Here is a 16,949-nt window from a genome sequence, read left to right as displayed (position 1 = left end):
GTCTCCTGTTTGAGTAAGACAAGCATAGACAACCCACGGAAAGAAGATCGCCCCCGGCGCTACCCGGTATAAATATGTACCACCATGGACGACAAACCTGCTGATTGACTGGTGCTTCATTTGACAGCATCAGGTATTGCCACATGAGTGGAATCCCATCGGCCCAGGAAAAGGGCCTTCACAACCATTTCATCAAAAAAAAGCTGCACGATCGGATACGCCACCTGACCCCGGCAAACATCCGGGCTCTGGATCGGGCGAGAACACCGGGAGGCCTGGCCGAAAATGCCATGCCGGACTGGTTTCAGAAGGCCTCCGGCGACCAACGACACACTGTACGGGACGACCAGAAACGCAGTCGAACCGCCAACGAAACCCTGGCAAAAACACTCACCGGGCTCAAAGGGGTCACCGAATTCGCCCAACCGTTGCTCGAAGCGGCGTTGCAAAAAAAGTTCGGGTTGAAAGTTGATGTTGCGCAGACCTGGCTCTACGAGCCCTTTGCAGGCTCGCTGATCACTCACCAGACACTGCTGCAGTTGGCACTGCGCAATTTTGAAGAAGACCAGGCGTTTAATGAAGGTGACGTCATTGCTGAACGAGGTATACGGGCTGCCTATCTGGAAACTCAAGGAGGACCTTACGGTTGGGACTATCCGCAAAAGGGCCCTTCAACGCGCTACAGGATCAAGAAGCTACCGATAAAGCCCGCCGATTTCGCCTCGCTATGCCGTGAACTGGATATCGGCAAGCAGTATCAGGAACACCTGACGGCGATGTTTGACGCCGCGGACAGGGTGGCCACCGTGCGCACCCAAACGGTCGGCGCGTGGACGGACAGTCTGCGGGTGCATGCCCATATCGCTCACCTCAAATCGCTGATCACGCCATCGGCCTACAGCACATTGCTGGCCGTGCTCAACGGCGACAAGTCGGCAACACTGGACGGTGAGCGCGTCACTTGCAGTCAGTTGCATGTGCTGGGGTCGCCTGTCAGTGAGCTGTTTGTCATTGGCGCAAGCCGGCGCAAAGGTAAAAAGGTCAACTTCAGCTGGACCAATCCGGGTGTAAACCTGTTTGACGTACTGGGTTACCAGGACTCGCGGATCATCGTCTGTATTCCGGGGGACCCGGTGGCGCCGGTCATGGAATATGCCTCGCTCAAGTCCTTTGAAAATGACCTGAGCTACAGGCTGCGCGATGTGAACTACCAGCGCTCTTTCCTCAGGCTCATCCCTCACGGTGATGCGGGCAAGTTCCTCGGCAAGATCAAGACTGCTCTGCAAACACTCAAATGGAACCCGGATTTCCCTTACCGTAAACAGACCCTCTTGGGCCACATAGACGGAATCTACGAACATGTTTACCGGGACGAGCCGGTTCTGGATATCAGTGAAGAATTTTTTGACACGGAGCTGTTCGGCGAGCTCTACATGCGGCACCAGACGCGCCTCAAGGAGACTGCCGAGCAACTGGCGGTGCCGACGGCCAAGGTCGATCATGACGCCTGGTATGAACGACTCGCCCGCTATGCCGAGTGGGGGCTGAACATACTCAACGTGGCGGCATTTTTCGTGCCCGGCCTGGGCGAGGTAATGATGGCCGTGATGGCTGTGCAACTGACCACGGACATTTATCACGGGGTCGAAGCCTGGAGCATCGGGGACACGGATCAGGCCTGGAGTTATTTGAAGTCGGTGGCCGTGAACGTGGCATTCATGGCGGCGGTAGGCGCGGTTGCCAGTAAAGCGCCGAAAGTGCTGTCCACACCCATCGTCGATGGCCTGGTGAAGGTCAAATTGCCGTTTGGCAGCGAACAGTTGTGGCGGCCTGGCTTGACGCCTTACCTGAGCGACCGGGTCTTGCCGGCGGGGCTCAAGCCCGACAAGCTTGGGCAGTATGAAGTGGGCGGCAAGACCTATATCAGGCTCGACAGTAACGTCTACGAAAAAACCTTTGACCCCACGCTGAACAAATGGCGTCTCAAACACCCGACGGCCCCGGACGCTTACTCCCCCGTTCTTGAACACAACGGTGAGGGCGCGTGGCGCCATCGTTTCGAGCGCCCGCTGGGGTGGGATCGTGCCACCTTGTTACGACGTCTTGGCCCGGTCACCGACGGTATTGACGCGGCGACGCTGGAGAAAATCGCCGATATCAGCGGCGTTAACGACGACGCGTTGCGCAAGATCCATACGGATAACCTGCGCTTGCCATCAGCGTTATCCGACACGTTGCGGCAGTTTCAAATCGACCGTCAGCTCAATGAAATGATTGAACGGATTCGTCTCGATCAGCCGGTGCCGGACAGCCGCTACAACGCGATCTTGCCACACGTGATCAATATGCCGCGTTGGCCGCAGGGGCGGGTGATCGACGTGTTCGACAATGCACGCTTGAACGGTGCTTCGTCCCGCTACGGTGAGGCGTCGACATCCGTGAAGCCGAGCATCAGGATTTCCCGTGAGGATGTGTCTGCCGGGAAATTGCCCGAGCGAGTGCTTGCGGCACTGGACGAGGAAGAAATCATTCGCTTGCTGGGGGGTGAAGGTGCGCGGGTCGAGGCAGAGCGTGAAACGGTTTTTCGACAACAGCTCGGCGACCACCTTTCGGGCAACAAAACTTCATTGTTCGACACACTCAGCCAGGATTCCAAGGCAACAACGCGTGAAATTCAGGCGCTGCAACGTACTTTCCCCAGTCTATCGACGGACGCGGCACAAGAAGTCCTGGCCAATGCCACAACCAAGGAGCGGCTGCAGATCAAACAAACCGGCCGACTTCCCACCAGTCTGTTGCTCAAGGGACGTGCGCGCGCCCGGGTGACTCGGCTGAACAAGGCCCTGGCCGGATTGCAGCTGGAGAGCATGGCGTCATCCGACAGCCAGCGCCTGGCGCTGCACAGCCTGGAAAAACTCCCCGGCTGGTCGAAAAACCTGCGCCTGGAAGTTCGTCAGGGCGATTGCGGCGGAAAACTGCTCGACAGCATCGGTAGCGAGACGGCCGAGCAAGTCAAATACCTGGTCAAGGACGGCTATCACCATCATCAAGCCAACCAGTTCCAGGCCTTCGATCAGCAAGAAAACTCGTTGAACAGCGTGCCGAAAGAAGGCGACAACTTTTTCTCTTCGGTCATGCATGCGTTGCCGGACGACGTCCGCACTCAGTTGGGCATGCCCAATGTGACGCAGGGTGCCAAATTACAAAAGACATTGGCCACTTATGCCATGGGCCACCGTGATCAGATGATGGAAACCCTCGTGCCCAACGCCGCCACGCCACGATTCCGTTCGCCGGTGCGACTGGCCGACGGCAGGGTCGGCTACCCATTGAGCGGGCGAGGTGCCGGAGCAACGGTGAATTCCTCATTGGTCTCCAGGTTGCGGGATGTCTATCCGATCTTCTCCGATGAGGTGGCGGAATTGATGGTCATCAAGCTTGCGCTTGATGGCATGACCGAAACGCAGATCGCCCATTTTCTGAACATGCGGGGCCGGGAATACGAGGCACTGACGGCGCAGCTCGAACAATGGATAACCAGCGGCGGCCAGAATACTGGCCGCCATCAAGTCGCACGAAACATTCAATATGTCTGGCAGCAGAGGGGTCTTTACGATGGCGATGCCAGGGTTTCTCTGGACGTGCGCGCTGCAGACAGCCTGCCGGAACTGGTCGGCAACTTTCCTCACGTCAGTGATCTGAATATGAGCGTTGGTGGAGTATTGAGTCAGACACCCGAAGCCTTTCTGCGCCAGTTCCCCAACGCCCGGTCGCTGACGTTGGGAGTTCAGGATGGCGTCGATAGGGTTCAACTGGCCGAGAGGCTGAAGGCACTGCCGGGTATTCGTGAGCTGGAGATGGCAGGGCCGCTGGGTCCGGAATTCACCGAAGTTGCCCAATCGGTGATAGACGCCATGCCACAACTGCAACGATTGGACGTGATCGGCATGGCGGGCGAGCTGGATGTCAGTCGCCTGACTCAACTGCATTCGTTGAGTGTGTACGGTACGACAGAGGCCTGGCCGAAGGGCGCTCTGCAATTGCCGCAGCTCAGGTCGCTGGATCTCACTCACTCAAGCGTCAAGACACTTCCCCCTGAATGGCTATCCGGTCATGAATCACTGTGGCCAGGCATGAAACTCAACTGGGCCAGGCTGAGCACTGAGGACTTCGTGAAGGCATACGAGTATGTGCACGACAATCCTGCGCATTTGCTGGATAGCGGACAAATGCTGGATCGTTATTGCCAAGGCACGCTACACAACGCCCTGGAGACAAGCGACGAGCTTTCGAAGATTGCCCTTGGGCGCATGAAGGCTGAGGGGCTGGCAGGGCAGGCGTTGCTGGCACGGATCAATGCACTGCGCCAGGATGGACAGGCATTGCGACAGCAACTGGAGGCGTGGCAGCAGCGAACAGCAAGAGCCAATGGCCGGCAAGTCAACACTCGGGAACGAGAATCCGTTGCCCGGCGAATTCGTGAGTGCTGGCGTGATGGTCTGTGTAAACGCTATGGCGGTACGCAGGAGGCACAGTCTTCGCAACCTCAGGCCGGACCTTCAACGGTGTGGCCATGGCGTGTCATGCCGCGACAAATCATTTCATCGAATCTTGATTTGTCCGGCTGGGCGCTGGGCGATCTGCCTGAACTGCCAGCGCTGTCAGCAACGAATTTTTCCCATGTGCAAACCCTGCAAATGTCGGGTGTGATGGCCTCATCCGAGGATTTCAGTCGTTTTTTGAGCGGCTTCACCGACATTCGCGGGTTGGATCTGAGTGGTAATCAACTGCAGGATCTTCCGTCGGCATTGGGCAACTTCGGAAAACTCAGTTATCTGGAGCTGAGCCGAAATCACCTGACAATGACCCCGAGTATGCAGCAACGCTTGAACCGGTTGTCTGCCCTTGAAAGCCTGGACTTGCGCTATAACCGGCTCGATTCGCTGGATGTCAGCGCCATGACCCGCTTGAAGACCCTGCGGGTGGGTCATACCGCCATTAAAGACTGGCCAAATGGTGCGTTGGACTTGTCCGGCCTCGGCAGGCTCGAGTTGAACAACAGCGCGATCACGACGATTCCCGAGACTGCCCTGACCGGCCATGACGCTCTAAGGATCGATATGACTGGCTGTCGGTTGACGGCCAAGGCCCGCACCGATTTGCTGGCGAGTACGTCTTCCGAAACACCCATGGGTATCCCCAGAGCCAGCTTGCAGGCGGGCATTACCATGGGTGAGCCAGAGTACTTTCCGGTTCTGGTCGCGCAAAATCCGGACTTGTTATTGCCGCTGCCCGTTGTACCTGGCAATGACCCGACACGCTTGACCCCGCAAGCCCGCTTGCGAAGACTTGACCCGGATCTGCCAGGCACCGAGGCGATACGGATGATTGATGAGCTGACGTTACGCCATGGCGGCGCTGGCCCCCTGTATGAGCAATTGGCCAAATGGGACAGCCAACATCAGGCATTGACGAAGACCCTGAACACATGGATCGAAACCCCACCACAGCGGATGGGTGAATCCTCTCCTCCTGTGTGGATTGCAGCCACCGAGCGTCGTCAGGCGGCTGACCGGATAATGGCGTGCTGGAGGCAGAACCTTCGTGGGGTGCAGGCCGTGGAGAGCGCATCGGGAGGTTATGTCCTTGATCTGTCCGGTAACCCCTTGGGCAATCTCCCGGCTCTACCCGCCGGCTTCGCTCATGTCGGTGCATTGAACCTGAACAACGTGTATCTGAGAGGGGAGGGGCTAAGCGATTTCCTCGGTGCGTTTACTCATGTTCATACCCTGGCGCTGAATGCCAACGCGTTGTATACCTTGCCAGAGTCCGTGACCTCATTGAACCGCCTCAAGCGACTTTCGGCAGTCATGAACCGTTTTTCCAATGCGCCTCAGCTCCAGCGTCAGTTTGCAGGATTGAGCAACCTGGAGTCATTGAACCTGGCGCAAAACTGGCTTGAGTCGCTGGATGTCAGCCCTCTTACCCATTTGCAGGCCCTCGATCTGAGTGGCAATCGCCTGGTCATCTGGCCGCAGGGAGCGCTTCAGCTTCCCTCGCTCAGCGCACTGAATTTGCACGACAACATGATCGAGTCCATTCCGCCGGCCCTGATGGCCGACGAGCACAGGGTATTGCGTGCGGGCACGGATCTGGCCATCAACGATCTGGATGGCGCGAGCCTGCTAATGCTGCGTAATCAGGTGCTGGAGGGCGAGGAGATTGTGGGATGGAGGCCAGAAGAGATTGACGAGGCGCTGGAGCGGTTGAACCGCAGTAGCGACAGCGGCAGCTTTAACGACAGCGATAGAGATGACTCGATCGCAAGTGACGTAGAAGTGGATATGGATGAGGTCACAGGTACCGACGCCCGTGAGCGATGGATCGCTCCGTCAACAGCCGACTCAGAGGAATTGATACGGATATGGAATGACTTCGAGCAAGCGCAAAACAATCAGTTCTTCTTCAATCTGCTGACCAAAATGGAAGGTACGACAGACTTCCTGACGGGACGTTCTGATCTTGTGCGGCGGGTCCATACCGTACTGAGGGTGGCCGATAGCGACGCAGGCCTGAGGGATACGATATTCGAAATGGCGAGGTCTGGCGCAACTTGCGTTGATGGTCAAATCCTGTTGTTCAGCGATATAGAAGTCAAGGCTTTCGAATTTGAGACCACGAAGTCAATTTCCCCGGGCCAACAAGGCAACGTCTTGTTCAGACTTGGCAGGAGCCTGTTTCGCCTTGGGAAAGTCGAGGAAATCGCTAACCGCGACATTGTCCAGCGCCAGGCAAAGCGCCGTTCAACTGATCCGGCGGAGGTGCGGTTAGCCTATCGTATCGGCCTTGCAGAGCGACTTGAGTTGCCGGGGCAACCAAGAGGCATGCGCTACAGCGGCAACGTTACGCCTGTCATGCTGGATGCGGCCCATGCTGAAGTGATCGCGGCAGAACAATCATCGGCATTTATTGATGATTTGGTCAGCCGCAAGTACTGGAGCGACTATTTGAAGGACAAATACCCTGAACGATTCGCTCAGGTGCGAGAGGGTTTTTCAGGCAGAGAGCATGATGTAGACGAGGCGTATCCAAATTACGGCGAAGGCGACGAAGAGCAGTACAAAACCGCCATGCAGGCGATAGAGGCAGACCTTCTCTTCGAGCAAGGAAAGTTGGTGCGCGAATTGTCTGAAAAAGAACGGACGCTGGTAGGGCTGTAACGTCAACCCTGCAGCTTTCACAAGTACCCCGGGAGTCGCGCCAGTCGACTCCCGGGACCACCATCAGTTGTCGTAACCCAGGTTCGGCGCCAGCCAGCGCTCGGTCACGCTCAACTCCTGACCCTTGCGCGATGTGTAGCTCTGCACCTGATCCTTGTCAATCTTGCCCACGGCAAAATACTGCGCTTGCGGGTGAGCGAAGTACCAGCCGCTGACCGCTGCCGCCGGGAACATGGCGTAGTGCTCGGTGAGGAACACGCCGCTGCGGCCGGCTTTCATTTCCGAGGCCTCAGGGTCCAGCAACTTGAACAATGTGGATTTCTCGGTGTGATCCGGGCAGGCCGGATAGCCCGGGGCAGGGCGGATACCGGTGTATTGCTCTTTGATCAGCGCCTCGTTGTCGAGTGTCTCGTCCTTGGCATAACCCCAGTAGTCTTTACGGACCTGCTGGTGCAGCCACTCGGCGCACGCCTCGGCCAGGCGATCGGCCAGTGCCTTGACCATGATCGAGTTGTAGTCGTCGCCGGCATCTTGATAAGCCTTGGCCACTTCTTCGGCGCCGATCCCGGCGGTGGTGATGAAACCACCCACGTAGTCGGTCACTTCGCTGTCCTTCGGTGCAACGAAGTCGGCCAGGGAGAAGTTCGGTTTGCCGTCGGTCTTGATGATCTGCTGACGCAAGTGATGCAGCTTGGCAATCGGCTTGCCGTCATCGCCATAGACTTCAATGTCATCCTCACGCACCTGATTGGCCGGCCAGAAGCCGAACACTGCACGGGCGCTGATGAGTTTCTCGTCGATCAGCTTGGCGAGCATTTCCTGGGCGTCGGCGTACAACGCCGTGGCGGCTTCACCGACCACTTCATCCGTGAGGATGCGCGGGAATTTGCCCGCCAGGTCCCAGGAGATAAAGAACGGCGTCCAGTCGATGTATTCGGCCAGGACTTTCAAGTCGATGTTGTCCAGCACCTTGGCACCGGTAAACGTCGGTTTGATCGGCTCGTATGTGCTCCAGTCGAACTGTGGCTTCTTGGCGATGGCTGCCGGGTAGCTCAGGCGTTCGGTGCGGGCGCTGCGGTTGGCGGTGCGCTCGCGGACTTCGATGTATTCCAGACGGGTCTTCTCGACGAACGCCGGTTTCAACTCCTTGGACAGCAACTGCGTCGCCACGCCCACGGCGCGGGAGGCGTCGGTGACGTAGATCACCGCATCATTGCTGTACTTCGGCTCGATCTTCACCGCTGTGTGGGCCTTGGAGGTGGTCGCGCCGCCGATCATCAGTGGCAGATGGAAGTCCTGACGCTGCATCTCGCGGGCCACGTGGACCATTTCATCCAGCGACGGCGTGATCAGGCCGGACAGGCCGATGATGTCGCACTTCTGCTCCTTGGCTACCTGCAGGATTTTCTCCGCCGGTACCATCACGCCGAGGTCGACGATGTCGTAGCCGTTACAGCCCAACACCACGCCGACGATGTTCTTGCCGATGTCGTGCACGTCGCCTTTTACCGTCGCCATGAGGATCTTGCCCTTGGCTTCCGGTTTGTCGCCTTTTTCCAGTTCGATGAACGGGATCAAATGAGCCACGGCCTGCTTCATCACGCGGGCGGATTTCACCACCTGCGGCAGGAACATTTTGCCGGCGCCGAACAGGTCGCCGACGATGTTCATGCCCGACATCAGCGGGCCTTCGATCACTTCGATCGGGCGAGCGAAGGACTGACGGGATTCTTCGGTGTCTTCAACGATATGCGTGGTGATGCCTTTGACCAGTGCATGCTCCAGACGCTTGTTGACGTCCCAGCCGCGCCACTCTTCGGTTTCGGCTTCCTTGACGCTGCCGTCGCCCTTGTACTTGTCGGCAATGGCGAGGAGGGCGTCGGTGCCTTCCGGGGTGCGGTTGAGCACTACGTCTTCCACGGCGTCACGCAGTTCGGCCGGGATCTGGTCGTAGATCTCCAGCTGACCGGCGTTGACGATACCCATGGTCAGGCCGTTGCGGATCGCATACAGCAGGAACACCGAGTGAATCGCCTCGCGCACCGGGTTGTTGCCGCGGAACGAGAACGACACGTTGGACACGCCGCCCGAAGTCAGCGCGTACGGCAGTTCGTCACGGATGTAGGCACAGGCGTTGATGAAGTCCACAGCGTAGTTGTTGTGTTCTTCGATGCCGGTGGCGATGGCGAAGATGTTCGGGTCGAAGATGATGTCTTCCGGCGGGAAGCCGACTTCGTTGACCAGAATGTCGTAGGAACGTTTGCAGATCTCTTTCTTGCGCTTTTCGGTGTCGGCCTGGCCGGCTTCGTCGAAGGCCATCACCACCACCGCGGCGCCGTAGCGCTTACACAGTTTTGCGTGATGAATGAACTGCTCGACGCCTTCTTTCATGCTGATCGAGTTGACGATGCCCTTGCCCTGGATGCATTTGAGGCCGGCTTCGATCACTTCCCACTTGGAGGAGTCGATCATGATCGGGACGCGGGAGATGTCCGGTTCACCGGCAATCAGATTGAGGAAGGTCACCATGGCCTTCTTCGAATCGAGCATCCCTTCGTCCATGTTGATGTCGATCACCTGGGCGCCGGCTTCGACCTGTTGCAGGGCGACTTCCAGGGCTTCGGTGTAGTTGTCTTCACGGATCAGGCGGGCGAACTTGGCGGAACCGGTGATGTTGGTCCGCTCGCCGACGTTGATGAACAACGAGTTGCGATCGATGGTGAACGGTTCCAGGCCCGACAGGCGGCAGGCCTTTGGAATGTCCGGAATTTCACGCGGCGCATAACCGGCCACGGCGTTGGCGATGGCTTCGATGTGGCCCGGCGTGGTGCCGCAGCAGCCGCCGACGATGTTCAGGAAGCCGCTTTGGGCGAACTCTTCGATGACCTTGGCAGTTTCCGATGGAAGTTCGTCGTACTCGCCGAATTCGTTCGGCAGGCCGGCGTTCGGGTGCGCGGAAACGTAGGTGCTGGCCTTGTTCGACAGCTCTTCCAGGTACGGACGCAATTCGCTGGCGCCGAGGGCGCAGTTCAGGCCGACCGAAATCGGCTTGGCGTGGGCCACGGAGTTCCAGAACGCTTCGGTGGTCTGGCCGGAGAGCGTACGGCCGGAGGCATCGGTAATGGTGCCGGAGATCATGATCGGCAACTCGACGCCGAGCTCTTCGTACACACCTTGCACCGCGAAGATCGCCGCTTTGGCGTTCAGGGTGTCGAAAATGGTTTCGATCAGGATCAGGTCGGCGCCGCCTTCGATCAGGCCTTTGGTGGCCTCGGTGTAGTTTTCCACCAGTTCATCGAAGGTTACGTTGCGGTAGCCGGGGTTGTTCACATCAGGCGAAAGTGAGCAGGTGCGACTGGTAGGGCCGAGCACGCCCGCGACGAAGCGCGGCTTGTTCGGGGTTTCCAGGGTCTTGGCGTCTGCGACCTTGCGCGCCAGACGTGCGCCTTCTACGTTTAGCTCGTACGCCAGGCCTTGCATGCCGTAGTCGGCCTGGGACACCTGGGTGGCGTTGAAGGTGTTGGTTTCCAGAATGTCGGCGCCGGCATCCAGGTAGGCTTTCTCAATGGCGCCAATCACGTCCGGGCGCGTCAGGATCAACAGGTCGTTGTTGCCCTTGACGTCACTTGGCCAGTCGGCGAAGCGTTTGCCGCGGTAATCCTGCTCTTCGAGTTTATAGCTCTGGATCATCGTGCCCATGCCGCCATCGAGAATCAGGATGCGCTCTTTGAGGGCGTGCTTGAGAGCTTGAAGGCGAACACTGCGATCGGACATTTGGACTACTCGGAAAGACCATGACGAAGGGGCGGGATAATAGCAAACCTGTGCGGTTTTAGAGCATGTCCCGGTTTTGCATGAATATCGCTCATGTTGGGGCGGCGGGCAGACCGGTAGAATCGCGGCGTTTTTTCATGATCGGGACCAGGGACATGTCTTATCGCGTCATCAGCATTGTTTTGCTGTTTTTAAGCTGGGGCGCTGCCGCGCAGGATCCGGCCATTTCCTCTGCCATTTCCTACAGCCGCGACATCCAACCGATCTTCACCGAAAAGTGTGTGGCCTGCCATGCCTGCTATGACGCCGCCTGTCAGCTCAATCTGGGCAGTGGCGAAGGGGCTGCCCGTGGCGCAACCAAGATCCCGGTCTACGTTGGCGATCGCCGCCAGGCTGTCGCGCCGACCCGGCTGTTTTATGACGCCTTCGGCAAACGCGCCTGGCAGCAAAAGGACTTCTATTCGGTGCTCGACGCTCAGGGCAGTCAGGCCGCGTTGATGGCGCGGATGCTTGAGTTGGGCCACAAAACCCCCTTGCAACCCAACGCCAGGTTGCCGGAGGACATCGTCCTTGGTCTGAACCGGGAAAACATGTGCGCCCTGCCGGCCGAGTTTGACGGCTACGCCAAATCACATCCCCAAGAGGGCATGCCGCTGGCGGTCACTGGCCTGACCGACCAGCAATACCAGACGCTGCAACGCTGGCTGGCGTCCGGCGCGCCGATTGACGAGCAAGGTCTTGTGCCGAGCGCCAAAGAAGTCTTGCAGGTGGTGCAGTGGGAAAACCTGCTCAATGCACCGGGCGCACGGCAAAGCCTGGTGGGGCGCTGGTTGTTCGAGCATTGGTTTCTCGCTCATCTCTACTTCAAGGACGGCGAGCCGGGGCATTTCTTTCAGTGGGTGCGTTCGCGCACGCCGCCCGGCCAGCCGATCGATCTGATCAATACACGCCGCCCGAATGACGATCCGGGCACTCAGGTGTATTACCGCTTGTGGCCGGTGCAAGGCGTGATTGTGCAAAAGACCCACATCACCTACCCGTTGAGCGCGGCGAAGATGGCACGGATTAAAAGCCTCTTCTATAACGGCAACTGGCAGGTCCACGCCTTGCCGGGCTACGGGCCGGAGCGTCGGGCCAATCCGTTCACCACGTTCGAGGCGATCCCGGCCCAGGCGCGCTATCAATTCATGCTCGATAACGCCGAATACTTCGTCCGTACGTTTATTCGCGGCCCGGTGTGCCGCGGCCAGATCGCCACCGACGTGATCCGCGATAACTTCTGGGCAATGTTCCAGGCGCCTGAGCACGACCTCTACATCATCGATCCGAAGTATCGCGGCCAGGCCACGCCGTTGCTGGCGATGCCGGGGCAGAATGACGATGTCGGCAGCGTCCTGAGCCTGTGGCATGACTACCGCGACAAGCGTAACGAGTACGAGGCGCTGCGCCGTGACAGTTATGCCGATGCGCCGGCGCCGAGCTGGTCGACCTTATGGGCCGGTAACGATAACGCCTTGCTGACGATCTTCCGGCATTTCGACAGTGCCTCGGTGAACAAAGGCCTGATCGGTGACGTGCCGCAAACGATGTGGCTGTTCGACTTCCCGCTGCTGGAGCGCACGTATTACCAGTTGGCGGTCAACTTCGACGTGTTCGGCAATGTTTCCCATCAGGCGCAAACGCGCCTGTACTTCGACCTGATCCGCAACGGCGCCGAGCAGAATTTTCTGCGCCTGATGCCGGCCAATTCGCGCGACGACTACCTCGACGACTGGTACCAGAGCGGCGGCAAATTCAAGATGTGGCTGGACTACGAGGCCATCGACAACGACAAAGAGACGGCGCTGGTACTGGACGAAAAAGACCCGAAACGCGATTTCGCCCTACAGTTGCTCACCCGTTACGGCGACCTCAACGCCAAACCGGATCCGATCAACCGTTGTGACGGCGCTTATTGCTCACGGCCGAACATCGATCTGGCCTTGCAGAGCGCCGAACAGGCGTTGAGTCGCCTGACTTCGCGTCCGGCGGCCGGGCTGAAGGTTATCGATCAGTTGCCGGAAGCGACCCTGCTGCGCATCGAAACGGCGAGCGGCAAGCGCGAGGTCTACAGCCTGCTGCGCAACCGCACGCACAGTAACGTCGCGTTTCTGCTCGGTGAATCCCTGCGTTATCAACCGGGGCTCGACACGATCACCATTTTTCCGGGCGTGCTCAGCAGCTATCCGAACTTCATGTTCAACATCCCGGCCGAGCAAGTGCCTGAGTTCGTGGACGAGATGGAAAACGCCAAGGACGCTGATCGATTCGAAAAAATCGTCGAGCGCTGGGGCATTCGCCGCAGCCATCCGCAGTTCTGGTTCTACTTCCATGACCTGAGCCGGTACGTCCACGAGACCGAACCGGTGGAAGAGGGCGTGCTGGACATGAATAGGTACGAGAATCTTTGAGTCCGACCGCTTCCTCCTGTAGGAGTGAGCCTGCTCGCGATAGCATCCTTACAGTCAGCATCGATTTTGCTGAACTGACGCCATCGCGAGCAGGCTCACTCCTACAGGGGATCTCCGTTTCTTTCCCGACAAAAATACTAGGACTTTGTACGGCGCGATGATTGGCGTAAACTGCGCCCAAGCCTGCGAGGAGTTTCCATGACCGCTATTACCATTACCGACGCCGCCCACGATTATCTGGCTGATCTGCTCTCCAAGCAGAACACCCCAGGCATCGGCATCCGCGTCTTTATCACCCAGCCTGGCACTCAGTACGCCGAAACCTGCATTGCTTATTGCAAGCCGGGCGAAGAAAAACCTGAAGACACGGCGCTGGGGCTCAAAAGCTTCACCGCTTACATCGACTCGTTCAGCGAAGCGTTCCTGGACGATGCGGTAGTCGACTACGCCACCGACCGTATGGGCGGCCAGCTCACCATCAAGGCGCCAAACGCCAAAGTACCGATGGTCAGCGCCGACAGCCCGGTCAATGAGCGTATCAACTATTACCTGCAAACCGAGATCAACCCGGGGCTGGCCAGCCACGGCGGTCAGGTCAGCCTGATCGATGTGGTCGAAGACGGCATCGCCGTGCTGAAGTTCGGCGGCGGTTGCCAGGGCTGCGGCCAGGCAGACGTTACCTTGCGCGAAGGCATCGAGCGCACCTTGCTCGAGCGCATTCCCGAGCTCAAGGGCGTTCGTGACGTCACCGACCACACGCAGAAAGAAAACGCCTACTACTAAGTAAGGTGTTCGCTGCAGACATAAAAAAACGGCACCCGTGAGTGCCGTTTTTTTAAGCGTGAAATTCACTGACGCCTTCGCGAGCAGGCTCGCTCCCACATTGGAATGCGGTCAACTGTGGGAGCGAGCTTGCTCCGGGCGGCGTTCCGACGATGAGGCCCTATGGCCGATACAAATGCGCATGCCCGGCACGGTACAGCGACGACTCACTGAAGTGATCACTGCCCAAAACCCGGCCCACCAAAATCAACGCCGTGCGCCGAAACCCCTTGGCTTCAACCTTCGCGGCAATGTCTTCAAGCGTCCCCACCACCCAGTCCTGATCCGGCCAGGTCGCCCGGTGAATCACCGCAATCGGGCAATCCGCGCCGTAATGCGGCAGCAATTCGGCCAGGATCTTCTCCAGATGATTGACCCCCAGATGGATCGCCATGGTCGCCCCGTGCTGCGCCAGGCTGCCGAGCTCTTCGCCGGCGGGCATCGCGGTCTTGTCGGCGTAGCGGGTCAGGATCACGCTTTGTGACACGTCCGGTAACGTCAGTTCCGCGCCCAGAAGCGCCGCGCAGGCCGCCGTGGCCGTGACGCCGGGAATGATTTCAAACGGGATGTCGAGTTCGCGCAGGTAGCGAATCTGCTCGCCAATGGCGCCATAAAGACTCGGATCGCCAGAATGCACCCGAGCCACGTCCTGACCCTTGGCATGGGCGGATTTGATCAGCTCGATGATCTGTTCCAGGTGCAGTTCGGCGCTGTTGACCACCTGTTCGGCGCGATGGCCTTCCAGCACGGCGGCGGGCACCAGGGAGCCAGCATAGATGATCACCGGGCAGTTGCGAATCAGCCGTTGGCCTTTGACGGTGATCAGTTCCGGGTCGCCGGGACCTGCGCCAATGAAGTAGACGGTCATCGTCGGTTCCTGTGAGAAAAAGGGGCTGAGCAAGGCTTCAGATGAAGATTGCTCATGATCGAAGGCGAGGATTATCGAGGATTTTAGGCGGCGCAGGCCAATGCCAAGGTGGCCTGGGCATATTTTTGTCGTGAAATCAGCAATTTTGCCGGTGCCTGGGCCAGGTGTTCGGCCAGGGCCAGGGCGGCACTTTCCGCGACGCCGTAGCAGCCGGTGCGTTCGAACGCGATGTCCGAATGATGGGTGAGTTGCGGTTGATAGCCGGCCAATTGTTCGCTGCTGAAGTACATCAGTGGCAGTGCTAGTTGTTCGGCCAATTCGATCAAGCCAGGCTCTTCGCGCTTCAGGTCGATGCTGGCCAGCGCCTTGATCTGGTGAAGTCCGATTTTATGAGCCTGTAACGCCTGATCGAGCAGCGCCCGCAGCGTGCTGACGGGGCAGCCGCGCTGGCAGCCCAGGCCGACCACTAAAGTCGGCGCTGCGCTGATCTCAGTCATGCGTGGTATTGACCATCGTTTTTGCGGCGGAACAACCAGGCACTGATCAGGCCCAAGGCCAGCCAGAATCCCATGTTGGTCAGCTGCGAAGCGATTTTGAACTGAGCTTCCAGGGCTTCTGGAGCCAGCATCGAGTGGACTTCCGGTTGTGGTGCGCCGATCACATGAGGAACAGCCAGAATGGCCACGCCGAGCACTTTCATCAGCCAGTGACGGCTGAACACGATTAATGCGATGCCGACCGCGGTGGAGGCAGCCGTGCCGATCCACCAGATCTGCCGTTGCGCCAAATCAGCTGCGGCAGTGCCCGGCAGCTCAGGCGGCAGACCGAGAGTCGGTGCCAGCACGAACGTCGCGTAACCGGCCAGGCCCCAAAGCAGGCCTTGGGAGGTTTTGGTCGGCGCGCGCAAGGTGTAAAGACCGGCCAGCATCAGGGCGAAACCGACCGCTACCACCAGGTTGCCGCCGGTGGTGGACAGCACGCGCTGCCAGCCGTCTTCCGGTTCCCAGGCTTCAGCATCGTGGGTGTGAGCGGCGACAGCACCTGCGGCGTGTTCGTGAACCTCAACAGCAGCGGGCTCGGATTTTTCGTAAGTCTCGGCCTGCAGAATCAGCGGAGCCACCCAGAAGCTTTGCAGCAGAGTCAGCAGCAGGGCGGCCAGCAGCCCGGTGAACCCTGCGGTTTGCGCAATACGCTTGATCATGTCAGCAGGTCTCAATGGCACGGGAATGCAGAGCTGTGGCGGGTATCGTGAGCGGCGTTGTGCACCGCTTCGATGTGCGAGAAACCGGCGAAATACACAAGGCACGCACCCAGGATCGACGCGCACACGGCGGCGGTCAGGCGTTGAGTCAGGGTATTGGTGGTGCTGGCGGTGCTTTTATCGGTGTTGCTGCCGGTGCTGCTGATGATCGACATGGCGCTTCCCTCTGGTCTGTCAGCGGGTGATTTAGAGCGCATGGAAGACCCCTGCGAGTCGGGCACGCAGAGGTTCAAACAGCGCCCGCCCACCGCGGGTTTGTTATTCAGTGATCGTAATGGTCACTTTGTGTTGCGGGCCGGTCTCCGGGCTCACGAGGGGCACTGGCTTTCGCCTTGACCTGCAAGCATCACCTTCCCATGCCGAACTGCTGGCACAGTGGATCTGACGCTTCGCTCGCTTACCGTTGCGGGGGCAGCACCGGACTGACATGACTTTAGAGTAAAGCACATGATTCACCGGTTTCCCGTTTCACCCTGTGAAGGGCACCCGTAACAAGGCGTGTAGGAGAGCATGGGCGGGGGCGGAGAGTCAATTGGCATGGGTTCTCAACTTGG

8 protein-coding genes and 1 riboswitch are annotated in these 16,949 nt (G+C 58.8%); of the genes, 3 read left to right on the top strand and 5 right to left on the bottom strand.

The window, feature by feature from the left end; genetic code table 11:
* Positions 1-143 precede the first annotated feature (143 nt).
* Positions 144-7,220, top strand: a complete 7,077-nt coding sequence (locus tag AC3IUE_RS18690; protein ID WP_489263261.1) for an NEL-type E3 ubiquitin ligase domain-containing protein — start codon at positions 144-146, stop codon at positions 7,218-7,220.
* Between the two features lie 63 nt (positions 7,221-7,283).
* Here the strand turns inward: AC3IUE_RS18690 and metH are convergent, their stop codons facing one another.
* Positions 7,284-10,994, bottom strand: coding sequence for a methionine synthase (gene metH / locus AC3IUE_RS18685; protein WP_489263260.1), 3,711 nt, complete (start codon positions 10,992-10,994; stop codon positions 7,284-7,286).
* A 155-nt stretch (positions 10,995-11,149) separates the two neighbouring features.
* Between metH and AC3IUE_RS18680 the strand changes: the two genes are divergently transcribed.
* Positions 11,150-13,444, top strand: a complete 2,295-nt coding sequence (locus AC3IUE_RS18680) for a fatty acid cis/trans isomerase (RefSeq protein ID WP_489263259.1) — start codon at positions 11,150-11,152, stop codon at positions 13,442-13,444.
* Positions 13,445-13,642: 198 nt separating this feature from the next.
* Positions 13,643-14,227 (top strand): Fe-S biogenesis protein NfuA, encoded by a 585-nt coding sequence (gene nfuA, locus AC3IUE_RS18675; protein ID WP_008150988.1) that lies wholly within the window; start codon positions 13,643-13,645, stop codon positions 14,225-14,227.
* A gap of 160 nt (positions 14,228-14,387) precedes the next feature.
* Here the strand turns inward: nfuA and cobM are convergent, their stop codons facing one another.
* The 4 genes from cobM to AC3IUE_RS18655 all read right to left on the bottom strand — a co-directional run bounded on the left by cobM (position 14,388) and on the right by AC3IUE_RS18655 (position 16,550).
* Positions 14,388-15,134, bottom strand: coding sequence for a precorrin-4 C(11)-methyltransferase (cobM, locus tag AC3IUE_RS18670; protein ID WP_489263257.1), 747 nt, complete (start codon positions 15,132-15,134; stop codon positions 14,388-14,390).
* An 83-nt stretch (positions 15,135-15,217) separates the two neighbouring features.
* Positions 15,218-15,631 carry a cobalamin biosynthesis protein gene (locus AC3IUE_RS18665; protein ID WP_489263256.1) on the bottom strand — a complete coding sequence of 138 codons (414 nt, stop codon included), beginning with the start codon at positions 15,629-15,631 and terminating at the stop codon, positions 15,218-15,220.
* A complete protein-coding gene (locus AC3IUE_RS18660; protein ID WP_489263255.1) occupies positions 15,628-16,335 on the bottom strand; it encodes a CbtA family protein in 708 nt (235 codons plus the stop codon). The genes AC3IUE_RS18665 and AC3IUE_RS18660 overlap by 4 nt, the downstream gene beginning before the upstream one ends.
* 11 nt (positions 16,336-16,346) lie before the next feature.
* Positions 16,347-16,550, bottom strand: a complete 204-nt coding sequence (locus tag AC3IUE_RS18655; protein WP_008150980.1) for a CbtB domain-containing protein — start codon at positions 16,548-16,550, stop codon at positions 16,347-16,349.
* 121 nt (positions 16,551-16,671) lie between these two features.
* A riboswitch (cobalamin riboswitch) is annotated at positions 16,672-16,900 on the bottom strand.
* Positions 16,901-16,949 lie beyond the last annotated feature (49 nt).

It is taken from the genome of Pseudomonas sp. GL_093, from assembly GCF_057837605.1.
The sequence above is the reverse complement of the archived record's forward strand: the minus strand, read 5'-3'. Positions and strand labels throughout refer to the sequence as shown.

Bases quoted from the DNA above. Each gene is read 5' to 3' on its own strand.
- metH (WP_489263260.1), bottom strand. From the start codon at position 10,994: ATGTCCGATCGCAGTGTTCGCCTTCAAGCTCTCAAGCACGCCCTCAAA.
- AC3IUE_RS18680 (WP_489263259.1), top strand. From the start codon at position 11,150: ATGTCTTATCGCGTCATCAGCATTGTTTTGCTGTTTTTAAGCTGGGGC.
- AC3IUE_RS18660 (WP_489263255.1), bottom strand. From the start codon at position 16,335: ATGATCAAGCGTATTGCGCAAACCGCAGGGTTCACCGGGCTGCTGGCC.
- nfuA (WP_008150988.1), top strand. From the start codon at position 13,643: ATGACCGCTATTACCATTACCGACGCCGCCCACGATTATCTGGCTGAT.
- AC3IUE_RS18665 (WP_489263256.1), bottom strand. From the start codon at position 15,631: ATGACTGAGATCAGCGCAGCGCCGACTTTAGTGGTCGGCCTGGGCTGC.
- cobM (WP_489263257.1), bottom strand. From the start codon at position 15,134: ATGACCGTCTACTTCATTGGCGCAGGTCCCGGCGACCCGGAACTGATC.
- AC3IUE_RS18690 (WP_489263261.1), top strand. From the start codon at position 144: ATGAGTGGAATCCCATCGGCCCAGGAAAAGGGCCTTCACAACCATTTC.
- AC3IUE_RS18655 (WP_008150980.1), bottom strand. From the start codon at position 16,550: ATGTCGATCATCAGCAGCACCGGCAGCAACACCGATAAAAGCACCGCC.